This is a genomic window from Flavobacterium sp. SP2, assembly GCF_057626655.1.
Genome location: NZ_JBVHBT010000001.1, coordinates 189,203 through 201,532, shown reverse-complemented (window position 1 = coordinate 201,532; position 12,330 = coordinate 189,203). Strand labels below are relative to the sequence as shown.

Below are 12,330 nucleotides of genomic sequence, written 5' to 3'. Positions count from 1 at the left end.
AAAATTAATCAACCGAATTATGAAACTTAAAGTCAGTATTTTTACAATTATAATTTTAGCTATTTACTCTTGTAATAGTCTAAAATCTAGGAAAACTAACGATGTTGTAAAGACTGACGATGTTGTAGTTGTTGAAGCGGTTGAAGTTGTTGAAGCGGTTGAAGAAACAAAAGCAAAAGAAGTTGTAACGCAAAATGTTGCTGGACCACTCATGATGGTAATGCTAAACGAGCAACAGCAACTCGGGAAAAATTTATTTGAAAGTAAATGTGGTAATTGCCACGATTTGCACGAACCTAAATCTTTTTCTGCAGAGGAATGGAAACCAATCTTGTTGCGCATGCAAGTACAAGCTGAAATTCAAGATGTTGATCGAGAAAATATATATGCTTACGTAACAATGCAATAAAAAAATCGCCTTCGAACGAACAAAGGCGATTTTTTTATTTGAAATAAGTTACTTATTGAACGGTAAATCCATCCGGAAGTGTGGCACCTTTTTTCACCACAATTATTCCGTCTTTTACCGTGTAAAGAGGCGTGTTTGCATCAGCAAGATGTTTGCCACCATTGAGCTTTACATCGTTTCCAATTCTACAATTTTTATCTACAATGGTATTGTTGATGTAGCAACGCTCTCCAATTCCTATATTGATGATATGATGCGAATAGTTATTACTCAACTCCTCAAGATTTTGATAAAAATCATTACCCATCAAATAAGAATTTGTGATGATAGAATCTTTACCAATTCTACTTCGAATTCCAATTACCGAATGTTCTACTTTAGTACCATTGATGATGCAACCTTCCGCTACAACCGATTTGTCAAAGCTTGAATTTCCTGTAATCTTTGATGGTGGTAAAACCCTCGCACGCGTATAGATTTTACTTGAATTATCGAACAAATTGAATTTTGGAATCTCATCTGTCAATCCTAAATTAGCTTCAAAAAACGAATCAATATTTCCAATATCAGTCCAATATCCTTCGTACTGGTAGCTCAATATTTTTTGCTTTCCTATGGCTTGAGGAATAATTTCTTTTCCAAAATCTTTGGTATCTGGATTGGACATTAATTCGACCAATAGCTCTCGGTTGAAAATATAAATACCCATAGATGCCAAGTAATGCTTGCCTTCTTGTTTTGATTCTTCACTTACTTCTGAAGTCCATTCAGGCAACAAATCAACATTAGGTTTTTCTATAAATGAAGTGATGAAATTTTCCGAATCGGTTTTTAGAATTCCAAATTCGGGTGCTTCTTTGGCAGTAACTGGCAACGTGGCTATCGAAATTGTAGCGCCACTTTTTTCGTGCGCCGTAATCATTTCGTTAAAATTCATTTGATACAATTGATCTCCTGATAAAATCAATGCGTAATCAAAATCATGATTCATAAAATGATTCATACATTGGCGCACCGCATCGGCTGTACCTTGAAACCACGTTGGGTTATCTGGTGTTTGTTCAGCAGCCAAAATATCAACAAAAGCAGTACTAAAATGACTAAAATGATACGTGTTTTTAATGTGTTGGTTTAATGACGCAGAGTTGAATTGCGTTAAAACAAACATTCGTTTGATGTCGGAATTGATACAATTTGAAATCGGAATATCAACCAAACGATACTTTCCAGCAATTGGAACTGCAGGTTTGGAACGACTTTCTGTTAAAGGTGCTAATCTCGAACCTTGTCCGCCACCCAAAATGATGGCTAATGTGCTTTTATTCATAATTTAATTCATTAACGATTGATAAACATTGATGTATTCTTGTGCAACCGAATCCCAAGAATGGTCTATTTGCATTGCAGTTTTTATAGTAGTTTGAAATTTTTTAGTATCTAAATACAAATCAATAGCGCGCGTTACCGAATGATTGATGTCATACAAAGTAACATTGTCGTGGCAAATTCCAAAACCGCCATCGCCAATATCAATAACTGTATCTTTTAGTCCGCCAGTTCGTCTGACAATCGGAATTGTACCATAACGCAAGGCATACATTTGGTTCAATCCACAAGGTTCAACACGCGATGGCATCAGCAAGAAATCGGCGCCAGCATAAATTATGTGTGCCAATTTTTCGTTGTATCCAATATAGCAATTGTAATTTCCGTCGTATCTAGATTTTAATTGTTCAAATTGATTTTCTACAGTTTTGTCTCCAGAACCTAATATCAAAACATTGATTTGATTCGGATTTCGGTGCAACACTATATCCATGGCTTCGGGTAAAATTTCAGCACCTTTTTCTCCAACTAGTCGTCCTATGAAAGTGAAAAGTGGTTTGGTTACATCTAAATTAAATTGCTCGCACAAAAACTGTTTGTTGGCCAATTTACCTTTTTCAAAAGATGATAATTGGTAATTGTCTTGTAATAATTCGTCGGTATACGGATTCCAAACTTGGGTGTCAATTCCGTTCAAGATTCCAATCGACTTTGGTCGTTCAAATTTTAATAAATTTTCTAAACCGTTTGCCGAATGGCTAATTTCGTCCAAATAACTAGGTGAAACTGTCGTAACTTTCCAAGCACATTTTATTGCTGATGCTAACGGATTTATTATCCCGTTCCATTCTAAAAATCCGGTTCTCGAAGGATTAAATTCAGGAATATAGTGCAACTTGTCAAATGAAAACCAACCTTGGTATTGTCCGTTATGAATAGTTAAAACGGTAGGAACATTGCGCAATGCTTCATAATTATAGCAATTTTGAACCATAAACGGAATTAATCCGGTATGATGATCGTGGCAATGCAAGACATCTGGAACCTGATTGGTTTCGGTTAGCCAATTTAAAAAAGCAATTTGAAATGCGGTGAATCGCTCCGTATCGTCTTCATACGAGTATACTTCTGGTCGGTCAAATAAGTGCGGTATCGCAATTAAGTACAAGTCAAAACCTAATTTGTTTGTTTTTTCTTTTAAAACAGAATAGGAAAACTCAAACCAACCCATTTTCAAACGACCTTGATGTACGGTATCAAATTGATTTTCGTAAGAAAATTTGTTATCATAGCCAGGTACAACGACCTTAGCTTGATGACCTGCTTGGTTAAGATATTTAGGCAAAGCACCAACAACATCGGCAAGTCCGCCAACTTTAGCTACTGGATAACATTCGGCACTGATGTGAAATAAATTCATGAATTTGAGGTAAATGTAACGGTTGGTATTAGTTCCTTTCTCGCCACAAATTACAAAAAAAAAGTGATTTTAATAATTTAACTAATAAAATTTTATAATTTAGTAAAATAAACACCATCAAATTTATGAGAACACTAAACCAATGGTTTGACGAATATGCGGTAAGTCATCAAAATCCGACTAATAAAGCAATACATTACATCTGTGTTCCAGCGATTTTCTTTTCTATAGTCGGAATAATTATGAGTATTCCTAGCGGCTTTTTAAGCGATGTATTGCAGTTGCAACTTCCTATTATCGAAAATTGGGCTTTTGTAGTGTTACTTTTTGTAATGGTATTTTACATCCGATTATCGATTGCAATGGCTTTTAAAATAGCAACATTTTCTGCGGTGTGTTTGATCCTAAATTATTACATAGTTCAAATTGTCCCACTTTGGATATTTTCTACAAGTGTTTTTGTTGTCGCTTGGATTGGTCAATTTTACGGACATAACATTGAAGGTAAAAAACCGTCGTTTCTAAAAGATTTACAGTTTTTATTAATTGGTCCTGCTTGGGTTGCCGAAAACATCTTTTCTAAAAAATAAAAAAATCCCATAAACAGTTATTGTTTATGAGATTTTCAACTTTAGTTAGTTGGTTGTTATGATCTTAAAAACGTAATCAAATCAATATTTAATTGGTCTTTGTGTGTGTAAAATAATCCGTGAGGCGCGTCTTGGTAGATAAGGAATTCATTATTCGGAATCAACGCTGCCGATTTTTTAGACGACACTTCGATATCTACAATTTTATCATTATCTCCGTGGATAATTAATGTGGGTACATTGACGCTATACATTTCATCTCTAAAATCGGTTACCGAAAATGATTTTGCACATTCTGTTGTAGCTTTTGGCGATGCAAAAGAGCACAGCATTCGGTAGTACTCTAAAAGTGGATCGCTAATTGGGTCGTTTAAAAATGATTTTCCGAAGAAATTTTTTCCAAATCCATCAAGAAATCCAATTCGATCATTAGTTATAGCTTTGATGGTTTCAGCATTTTCTTCTTTCGATTTTCCACCTGGATTGTCATCTGTTTTTAATCTAAAAGGAGTTACCGAACCAATCAAAACTGCTTTAGAAACATGTTCACCTTTAAATTTACTGAAGTAACGAACCACTTCGCCGCCGCCCATAGAAAAACCTACAAGAGTAACCTCTTTCAATTCCAATTGATCTATAATTGCTTTCAAATCGGTGGTTAAAGTATCGTAATCGTATCCTTCGTATGGTTGTGAAGATTTACCAAAACCTCTTCTGTCGTAAGTAATTACCCTAAAGTTATTTTGAACTAAGGTTTCCATTTGGTATTCCCACATTTCATTAGATAGCGGCCAACCGTGAATTAAAATTACCGGTTTTCCTTCTCCATAATCTTTAACGTATAGTTTTACGTTTGCTGCCGTTTCAATATATTTGTCAGAGTTTAATTGAGCAATAGAGAAAGAAGAATTTTTTAACGATTTAGTAGCGGTGTTTTGTGATGTTTCCATTGTATAGCTTTTTATTTTTTATAAAATTACTTTTTCCTTACTGAGTTTAATTACACTTATAAACATCAATATTATAGAATTTACACATTGCAGAAAATGGATAAGGTAAAGCAAACTATTTCGTGGGAAGATTTTGAACAAGTTGACTTGCGCATCGGAACTATTCTAGAAGTTCATGATTTTCCAGAAGCAAAGAAACCAGCATACCAACTTACCATAGATTTTGGTGCTGAATTAGGAATTATGAAGTCGTCGGCACAAATAACAAAGCGGTATTCCAAAGACGATCTGGTTGGCAAACAGATTATTGCTGTAGTAAATTTTCCTAAAAAACAAATCGGGAAATTCAGAAGCGAATGCTTGGTTTTAGCATCGGTAAATGAAGATGATATTGTGCTTTTAACTTCTGATTTTAAAGTGGCAAATGGTTTGCGAATAGCATAATTACAATTCTAAATTTGTTATTTTTTTAGATTCCATTACCTCGTACTTGTTGTGTAGCATTAATATTAAAACCCCAAACAATACTGCAATTACAATCAAAAATGTGTTTAAAATACCGTCGGGTCCAAACGATAATTTAATTAAAATAGTAGAAATTATAAAACCAGAATTTCGAATTACCTTGCTAAATTTATCTGATAAAAAAAAGGAAACCAAGAGTAGTAACACTTCTATTAAAATTAAAACGGTAAAAAATTCATCGAAAAAAATCTTATTTATATCTTTAATATTTTTCACCATTTCGGTAATAGTAAAACTTTCATAAATCCAATATCCTAAACTGTAAACCGATAGTACTAAAAATAACGGAATCAAAAACATGGCAACTATTTTCTTGAATTCGATAAATTTTTTAATTTCAACCGATGGCTGAATAACCGCATTAGCCATTTCGCTAGTTTTATTTAATTTATAGAAAATGTAAATGAGATAAAAGAGTATAATTGTTGCTACTAAATCTGCGGCAAACAAGAAGTTGTCTTTGGTGTAATAATTTTCAGTGTTGAATTTTAAATGGCTTAAATCTTTAAAAGTTCTTCTTATGATTATCAGGGTAATAATTTCGTATTGTTTGCCTATATATATTGTAGTAGATTTTGGCAAATAGTAAACAAGCAGGTACACTTCGTAAATAAGTATAAATGAAAACGGTGTGTAAATTGCCGCAATTGGATTGGTTAGTAATTTGCTATTGCTTTCTAAGACTTTAAACTCGACCAACGCTATAAGTGCTAAATGTAGTATAAAGCTGATAATTGCAATGGAAACAAAAACTATTTCAGTCTTTTTTTTAGTATTTACCGATAATAATTTAGCATAAAAATAATTGAAGAGTGTAATTTTTTCTGTCATAGCTAAATTTTATCTGTATAAAAGTAAACAAAAAAGTCTGATAATATTGTAATTATCAGACTTTTAACAGTTGTTTCAGTATATTAAATATCGTCAAAATCGATATCGGTAAAACTTTTATCTACTTTCGGTGCTTCATCAGTTGCATCTGTATAAACTTCTTTTTTAAAGTCTTTTTGATGTCTTTCCGAAATTACTTCTTCACCTTTATTGTTCAGTACAAATTGGGTCATTTCGTTTAAAATATCTTGAAAAGCTACAAAATCTTCTTTGTACAGGTAAATCTTGTGCTTTTTAAAATGAAATGAACCATCTTCTTCGGTAAATTTTTTACTCTCGGTAATGGTAATGTAATAGTCTTCTGCTTTGGTCGATCTTACATCGAAAAAATAAGTTCTTCGTCCGGCTCGCAATACTTTAGAAAAGATTTCATCTTTTTCTAATAAATCATTTTCTCTCATTTTCGTTCTATCAATTAGTTGGTTTTCTTTAACCAAAAATGATAAAAATACTGTAATAAACCAAATTTTAATTCAATTCTTTTTCCGAAAGTTGCTTGTAATATAATTCTCTATAATAGCCTTCTTGGTTTACCAATTGATTATGAGAACCTTGTTGGATTATTTTTCCTTCTTCCAAAATAATGATGTTGTCTGCATTTTTTGCAGATGAAACGCGGTGACTTACAATTATGGTAGTCTTGTTTTTAGTAATTTCTAGTAAATTATTTAAAATTTGTTCCTCCGTTTCGGTATCTACTGCCGACAAACAATCGTCCAACAACAAAATTTTAGGATTTTTGATAATAGCGCGTGCAATAGAAACACGCTGTTTTTGACCACCCGAAAGTGTGATGCCGCGTTCACCTAAAATTGTATCGTATTTCTGTTTGAATTTTTTGATGTTGTTATGAACTACAGCTTGCTTTGCAGCCACAATTACTTCCTCATCAGTGGCATCTTCTTTACCAAATTTAATGTTGTTTTTTATAGAATCCGAAAACAAGAAGGCATCTTGAGGTACAATTCCGATGCTGTTTCGCAAGTCGTATAAATTCAGTTGTGAAAGTGGTATGCCGTCCATCAAAATGGCTCCATTCTTTACATCATACATTCGAGTTATTAAGGATAGAATACTTGATTTTCCTGATCCAGTTTTTCCTAAAATTGCTAAAGTTTCGCCTTTATTTACTTTGAATGATACCGAATTCAAACTTTGTATGTTTGTGTCTTCATAAGTAAAAGACACATTTTTAAATTCTATTTCACCGTTGATAACTGTATTTTGCGAATTGGTATTCTTAATTTCAGGTTCGATTTTTAGAAATTCGTTAATTCGTTTTTGCGATGCTTCTGCTTCTTGTATCATCGACGAAACCCAACCAATTGAAGCGACTGGCCAAGTCAACATGTTTACATACAAAATGAACTCTGCAATTGTTCCTATACTTTTTATAGTACCCTCGATGTACATCATTCCGCCAAAATAAATCACCACCAAGTTACTTACGCCAATTAACGAAACCATCAACGGACCAAACAACGACTGCACTCTAGCAAGACTCATGCTTTTAGCTTTACTTTCGTTAGCCAAATTGATAATGTTATCCTGATTTTGTTTCTCCAACGAATAGGCTTTTATTACGCGAATTCCCGAAAAAACTTCTTGTGTAAAACTAGAAACTTTAGATAAATATTGTTGAAAAATGGTACTTCTGATGTTTATTTCTACACTTAACTTAAATATGATGTACGATAGAATAGGCAATGGAAGTAAGGTGTAAAGCGTAAGTTTTGGCGAAACGTTATACATATAGATAATTACAATTGCAAAACGGATAACAGTATTTATGGTATACATCACTGCCGGACCGACGTACATTCTCACTTTACCAACGTCTTCGCTAATGCGATTCATTAAGTCTCCAGTTCTGCTGCGCTTGTAAAAATTTTGATCCAAATTTTCATACTGCTTGAAAACTTCATTTTTCAAATCAAATTCTACATGGCGCGACATTACAATTAGGGTTTGGCGCATCAAGAATGTTAGAAAACCAGCCACTATGGTGGTTCCTACTATCAACAAAATGTTTTCTATCAATCCGTTTTTTAAAATTGCGGTAGTAATGTTTGATTTATGCGCGTCTTCTATAGCTTTAAACGATTTACTGATTAGTTTTGGAGTAAAAAGTGAGAAGATTTGTGCTACAATTGTAATAATAATACCCAATAAAAATCGGTATTTGTATTTGATAAAATATTTATTTAAATACTGTAATTCTTTCATTTATTTTAGTAAAATATACGTTATTAGTTTTAATTTTTGTTAAAAAATAATAAATAATGTATTTTAACTTTATGCAGTTAAAACTAAATTTATTAACAATATGCTAAATTAATTTAAAATAAGTGAATTATTTTGAATAAAAACTTAAATTTGTATTGACTTATTGATAAAGTCGCAACGCAAATTAATATTTATGACTACAGAAATTACTAGCGCTAAAGAGCTTCAAAAAATGGATCCGGTCTTCGGACAACTATCATTTGACAATCACGAGCAAATTGTTTTTTGCAACGACAAAGATACTGGTTTAAAAGCAATAATCGGAATTCACAACTCAGTTTTAGGACCAGCTTTAGGCGGAACTAGAATGTGGAATTACGCTAACGAATGGGAAGCATTGAACGATGTTTTGCGTCTTTCTCGAGGAATGACTTACAAATCGGCTATCACTGGTTTAGACCTTGGTGGTGGAAAAGCGGTGATTATTGGCGATGCTAAAACTCAAAAAACACCTGAATTAATGCGTAAGTTTGGTGAATTTGTTCATTCACTTTCAGGACGTTACATTACTGCAGAAGATGTAGGTATGGAAACCAAAGATATGGATATTGTACGCGACGTAACTCCTTACGTAAGCGGAATTTCTGAATCGCGTGGTGGTTCTGGAAATCCTTCTCCTGTGACGGCTTATGGCGTTTATATGGGAATTAAAGCCGCTGCAAAACATCAGTTTGGTTCGGATAAATTAGACGGAAAGAAAATTTTAGTACAAGGAATTGGTCATGTTGGAGAAACATTGGTTGATTATTTAACTAAAGAAGGTGCGTTAGTACAAATTACCGATATTAATGAAAATCGCTTGGTTGAAATTAGCGGTAAATACGGCGCTTCTATCTACAAAGGTGAAGATTTATACAGTGCTGAAGTTGATATTTATGCACCTTGTGCACTTGGAGCAACCATTAACGACGATACCGTGTACCGAATAAACGCGAAAGTTATCGCTGGTGCGGCTAACAATCAATTGGCGAACGAAGATATTCACGGACCAATATTGTTGGAAAGAGGTATTACTTATGCGCCAGATTTCTTAATCAACGCTGGTGGTATCATCAACGTTTATGCTGAGATTGCTCATTATGACAAAGCAGAATCAATGCGTAGAACCGAAAATATCTACAACACTACTTTAGAAATTTTTGATTACGCCGAGAAAAATAAATTAACTCCGCAAAAAGCCGCTATGGCAATTGCTGAAAACAGAATTGCACAAAGAAAAAAAGAAAACGCTAAATAAATAGGCGTTTAAAAAAATAATTTTAATTTTGCAGAGCGAAAGAAATTTTCTTTCGCTCTGTTTTTTATAATAATTAAAAAAAGTTCTTACCAGTGTTAAACAGACGACATATTCGAGTAAAAGTGATGCAATCCATCTACGCAATGCATCAAAACAGTTCAGACAATCTTGAAAAACAAGAAAAATTTCTACTCGCAAGTATCGAAAATTGCATCGAATTGTATCTTATCATGGTATCCACCTTGGTAGAAATCAGAAAAAAAGAAATCGATTTTATTGAAATTTCTAAAAACAAACACTTAGCAACACCAGAAGAGCGAAATCCAAACTTACGTTTTATTAACAATCCAATTTTGATTGCTTTAGAAGAAAATAATTCGCTAAGCATATCATTAGAAAAACATAAAGTTACCAACTGGCAAGCCAACGACGATACTATTTTGTTATTGTTGAGCGATGTGAAACAAAGCGAATTGTATGCAAATTACATGGCTAAAACCGAAACTACGTTTGAGCAAGATCGTTTTTTTATCGCCGATTTATTTGCCGAAGTTATCGCACCTAATGAAAAATTATATTCGTATTTAGAAGATTTCAAGCTAACTTGGGTTGATGATATTCCAATGGTAAATACCGAAATCTTAAAGCAATTGAAGAAATTTTCTAAAGTAGAAGACGATTTTAGAGTGCCTCGATTGTATAAAGATATCGAAGACAAAGATTTTGCAATTGCCTTGTTTAGAAAAACTGTTTTAAACGAAGACAAACTTGCAAAAGAATTTATAGATAAAACTCCCAATTGGGATATGGAGCGTATTGCCGAAATTGACACTATAATTTTGAAAATGGCAATAGGTGAATTTCTTAACTTCCCATCTATTCCAGTTAAAGTAACAATTAACGAATATTTAGAGCTAGCAAAAGAATATTCTACTCCAAAAAGCAGTATTTTTATCAACGGAATTTTAGACAATTTAGTTAAAAGTTTTCAAGCCGACGACAGAATTAAAAAAGTTGGTAGAGGTTTAATGTAAAATAATAAAAAAGAGTATGAAAACAAAAATTTATTTATGTAGTTTAGTGTTATTCACTATTTTATCTTGTAAAAAAGAAACCAAAAACTATGGCGAAGTGAAATTTGGCATCATGGATTTTGTTTCTAAAGAACATGATTTTGGATTAATTAAGCCAGGTACAAAAGTGAATTATACCTTTAAATTTGAAAATACAGGCGAAAACGATTTGATCATTTCTGATGTGCAAGCAACTTGTGGATGTACGGTGCCAGAATATTCCAAAGAACCAATAAAACCAGGACAAGAAGGAAAAATCAAAGTATCGTTTGATTCGACTGGGAAGTCTGGAAAAGTTTCAAAAGGTGTTGTAATCAAAGCCAATACACCAGAGGGAGTGGAAAAATTAACAATCACAGCAACAATAATTGGTGAAGGAAAAAAAGGAGCTTCACAAAAATAAATCTAATTATGGAACAAATTACCCAGTTTTTACCGTTTATCTTAATGTTTGTAGTAATCTATTTTTTTATGATTTTACCGCAACAAAAACGCGCTAAAAAAGAAAAAGAATTCGAAAGTAGCTTAAAAGTAGGCGATAAAATTATCACAAAAAGCGGTCTTCATGGTAAAGTATCCGAACTAGCAGAAACTACAATTGTAGTAGAAACAATGTCTGGTAAACTGAAAATGGAACGCTCTGCAATTTCTATGGAAATGAGCGCAGCAATCAATAAGAAAGCATAAGTAAAAGTTATCTTCTTCAGTAAATTTTAAAACCAAATTCTATTTGAATTTGGTTTTTTTTATGGCTTACTCTTTCAATTTTAAGAGCGCATCGCGTACAATTTCATAATGACTCCAAGGAATAAAATGATCGGCATTTTTAATCGTTTTTACCTCAATAGATGCAGCATTGACAAACTCTCGTTCTATAAATGCAACATTACTGTAAGGAACCAATTGGTCTTTTGTACCATGAAGCACTAAAACAGCTGTTGTTATCTTATTTAAAGTAGGTTTCATATGCACCAAATCGCTTTTCAACCACCACAATTCGTCATTGGCTGGAAGCATTGCACCGGGAACAATTTGTTTTAGCGGATTGGACATAAAATACGGCCGCCATTTTTCTGGATTTTCAGCTTCAGGATCGATAGAACCAGCTAAAATAATCAGTTCTTTGTAAGCACTTGGACGATTCACTGCCATTTTTACAACAATCGGACCACCATACGAATGACCAACTAGGTACATTGGCTTTTCATTTTTTATTCGATCTATAAATTGTTCAATGATGGCGACTTGCTCGTACAAGTTTTTAGATTTTCTAAAGTCGCTGTAACCGAATCCAGGTCGATCTATAGCAATCATTCGGTATTTTTTCAACAGCAAACTATCTTTTAAATAATCCTTATAAGCATCCCAACTTCCTGGCGAACCGTGAACAAAGAATAGGGTAGGAAGGTCTTTAGAACCTGTTTGAATATAATGTATTTTATCACTTCCCAATACAATTGTACTATCAATATAGGCGGTTTTGGAGGTTTCAAAAAACGACTTGGTTTTTGACGCACTCATGCGCATCGTCATGCAAGATTGACAAATTAAAATATAGAAAAGCAATAAACTAAAAAGTACTACTTTTATTTTGTTGTGTTTGATGAAATTCCAAGTCATATT

Annotated in this window: 14 protein-coding genes; 7 read left to right on the top strand and 7 right to left on the bottom strand. The window is 33.2% G+C overall.

Annotation, left to right across the window (positions count from 1 at the left end; translation table 11 throughout):
• Nucleotides 1-19: 19 nt before the first annotated feature.
• Nucleotides 20-409 carry a hypothetical protein gene (locus ACZ098_RS01035; protein ID WP_487309873.1) on the top strand — a complete coding sequence of 130 codons (390 nt, stop codon included), beginning with the start codon at nt 20-22 and terminating at the stop codon, nt 407-409.
• Between the two features lie 52 nt (nt 410-461).
• On the opposite strand, the gene ACZ098_RS01030 is transcribed toward ACZ098_RS01035, so the two are convergent.
• Together ACZ098_RS01030 and ACZ098_RS01025 are read right to left on the bottom strand one after the other, a co-directional pair.
• Entirely contained in the window at nt 462-1,736 is a 1,275-nt protein-coding gene (locus ACZ098_RS01030) for a glucose-1-phosphate adenylyltransferase (protein ID WP_487309872.1), read from the bottom strand.
• Between the two features lie 3 nt (nt 1,737-1,739).
• Nucleotides 1,740-3,155: a glycogen synthase gene (locus ACZ098_RS01025; protein ID WP_487309871.1), complete on the bottom strand. Its 1,416-nt coding sequence runs from the start codon at nt 3,153-3,155 to the stop codon at nt 1,740-1,742.
• Nucleotides 3,156-3,280: 125 nt separating this feature from the next.
• Between ACZ098_RS01025 and ACZ098_RS01020 the strand changes: the two genes are divergently transcribed.
• Nucleotides 3,281-3,745 (top strand): Mpo1 family 2-hydroxy fatty acid dioxygenase, encoded by a 465-nt coding sequence (locus ACZ098_RS01020; RefSeq protein ID WP_487309870.1) that lies wholly within the window; start codon nt 3,281-3,283, stop codon nt 3,743-3,745.
• 56 nt (nt 3,746-3,801) lie between these two features.
• Here the strand turns inward: ACZ098_RS01020 and ACZ098_RS01015 are convergent, their stop codons facing one another.
• On the bottom strand, nt 3,802-4,695 hold the full coding sequence (locus tag ACZ098_RS01015) for an alpha/beta fold hydrolase (protein WP_487309869.1): 894 nt from the start codon (nt 4,693-4,695) through the stop codon (nt 3,802-3,804).
• A 96-nt stretch (nt 4,696-4,791) separates the two neighbouring features.
• On the opposite strand from ACZ098_RS01015, the gene ACZ098_RS01010 reads away from it, so the two are divergent.
• Nucleotides 4,792-5,139: a tRNA-binding protein gene (locus ACZ098_RS01010; protein WP_487309868.1), complete on the top strand. Its 348-nt coding sequence runs from the start codon at nt 4,792-4,794 to the stop codon at nt 5,137-5,139.
• Here the strand turns inward: ACZ098_RS01010 and ACZ098_RS01005 are convergent, their stop codons facing one another.
• The 3 genes from ACZ098_RS01005 to ACZ098_RS00995 form a co-directional block, all read right to left on the bottom strand.
• Nucleotides 5,140-6,051, bottom strand: coding sequence for a hypothetical protein (locus ACZ098_RS01005; RefSeq protein ID WP_487309867.1), 912 nt, complete (start codon nt 6,049-6,051; stop codon nt 5,140-5,142). It abuts the gene before it with no gap.
• A gap of 83 nt (nt 6,052-6,134) precedes the next feature.
• The gene (locus ACZ098_RS01000) at nt 6,135-6,512 is read right to left on the bottom strand and encodes a PUR family DNA/RNA-binding protein (RefSeq protein ID WP_487309866.1); all 378 of its coding nucleotides are present in this window, start codon (nt 6,510-6,512) and stop codon (nt 6,135-6,137) included.
• A gap of 67 nt (nt 6,513-6,579) precedes the next feature.
• Nucleotides 6,580-8,337 (bottom strand): ABC transporter ATP-binding protein, encoded by a 1,758-nt coding sequence (locus ACZ098_RS00995; protein ID WP_487309865.1) that lies wholly within the window; start codon nt 8,335-8,337, stop codon nt 6,580-6,582.
• A gap of 193 nt (nt 8,338-8,530) precedes the next feature.
• Between ACZ098_RS00995 and ACZ098_RS00990 the strand changes: the two genes are divergently transcribed.
• The 4 genes from ACZ098_RS00990 (at nt 8,531) to yajC (ending at nt 11,394) form a co-directional block, all read left to right on the top strand.
• Nucleotides 8,531-9,634 carry a Glu/Leu/Phe/Val family dehydrogenase gene (locus tag ACZ098_RS00990; RefSeq protein WP_487309864.1) on the top strand — a complete coding sequence of 368 codons (1,104 nt, stop codon included), beginning with the start codon at nt 8,531-8,533 and terminating at the stop codon, nt 9,632-9,634.
• A gap of 125 nt (nt 9,635-9,759) precedes the next feature.
• On the top strand, nt 9,760-10,668 hold the full coding sequence (gene nusB, locus ACZ098_RS00985) for a transcription antitermination factor NusB (RefSeq protein ID WP_487309863.1): 909 nt from the start codon (nt 9,760-9,762) through the stop codon (nt 10,666-10,668).
• Between the two features lie 16 nt (nt 10,669-10,684).
• On the top strand, nt 10,685-11,110 hold the full coding sequence (locus ACZ098_RS00980) for a DUF1573 domain-containing protein (protein WP_487309862.1): 426 nt from the start codon (nt 10,685-10,687) through the stop codon (nt 11,108-11,110).
• Between the two features lie 8 nt (nt 11,111-11,118).
• Nucleotides 11,119-11,394: a preprotein translocase subunit YajC gene (gene yajC / locus ACZ098_RS00975; protein WP_487309861.1), complete on the top strand. Its 276-nt coding sequence runs from the start codon at nt 11,119-11,121 to the stop codon at nt 11,392-11,394.
• A gap of 66 nt (nt 11,395-11,460) precedes the next feature.
• On the opposite strand, the gene ACZ098_RS00970 is transcribed toward yajC, so the two are convergent.
• Nucleotides 11,461-12,327, bottom strand: coding sequence for an alpha/beta fold hydrolase (locus ACZ098_RS00970; RefSeq protein ID WP_487309860.1), 867 nt, complete (start codon nt 12,325-12,327; stop codon nt 11,461-11,463).
• Nucleotides 12,328-12,330: the final 3 nt, after the last annotated feature.

Excerpts from the sequence above, each read along its gene's own strand:
- ACZ098_RS01035 (WP_487309873.1), top strand. The coding sequence starts at position 20 with ATGAAACTTAAAGTCAGTATTTTTACAATTATAATTTTAGCTATTTAC.
- ACZ098_RS01030 (WP_487309872.1), bottom strand. The coding sequence starts at position 1,736 with ATGAATAAAAGCACATTAGCCATCATTTTGGGTGGCGGACAAGGTTCG.
- ACZ098_RS01025 (WP_487309871.1), bottom strand. The coding sequence starts at position 3,155 with ATGAATTTATTTCACATCAGTGCCGAATGTTATCCAGTAGCTAAAGTT.
- ACZ098_RS01020 (WP_487309870.1), top strand. The coding sequence starts at position 3,281 with ATGAGAACACTAAACCAATGGTTTGACGAATATGCGGTAAGTCATCAA.
- ACZ098_RS01015 (WP_487309869.1), bottom strand. The coding sequence starts at position 4,695 with ATGGAAACATCACAAAACACCGCTACTAAATCGTTAAAAAATTCTTCT.
- ACZ098_RS01010 (WP_487309868.1), top strand. The coding sequence starts at position 4,792 with ATGGATAAGGTAAAGCAAACTATTTCGTGGGAAGATTTTGAACAAGTT.
- ACZ098_RS01005 (WP_487309867.1), bottom strand. The coding sequence starts at position 6,051 with ATGACAGAAAAAATTACACTCTTCAATTATTTTTATGCTAAATTATTA.
- ACZ098_RS01000 (WP_487309866.1), bottom strand. The coding sequence starts at position 6,512 with ATGAGAGAAAATGATTTATTAGAAAAAGATGAAATCTTTTCTAAAGTA.
- ACZ098_RS00995 (WP_487309865.1), bottom strand. The coding sequence starts at position 8,337 with ATGAAAGAATTACAGTATTTAAATAAATATTTTATCAAATACAAATAC.
- ACZ098_RS00990 (WP_487309864.1), top strand. The coding sequence starts at position 8,531 with ATGACTACAGAAATTACTAGCGCTAAAGAGCTTCAAAAAATGGATCCG.
- nusB (WP_487309863.1), top strand. The coding sequence starts at position 9,760 with ATGCAATCCATCTACGCAATGCATCAAAACAGTTCAGACAATCTTGAA.
- ACZ098_RS00980 (WP_487309862.1), top strand. The coding sequence starts at position 10,685 with ATGAAAACAAAAATTTATTTATGTAGTTTAGTGTTATTCACTATTTTA.
- yajC (WP_487309861.1), top strand. The coding sequence starts at position 11,119 with ATGGAACAAATTACCCAGTTTTTACCGTTTATCTTAATGTTTGTAGTA.
- ACZ098_RS00970 (WP_487309860.1), bottom strand. The coding sequence starts at position 12,327 with ATGACTTGGAATTTCATCAAACACAACAAAATAAAAGTAGTACTTTTT.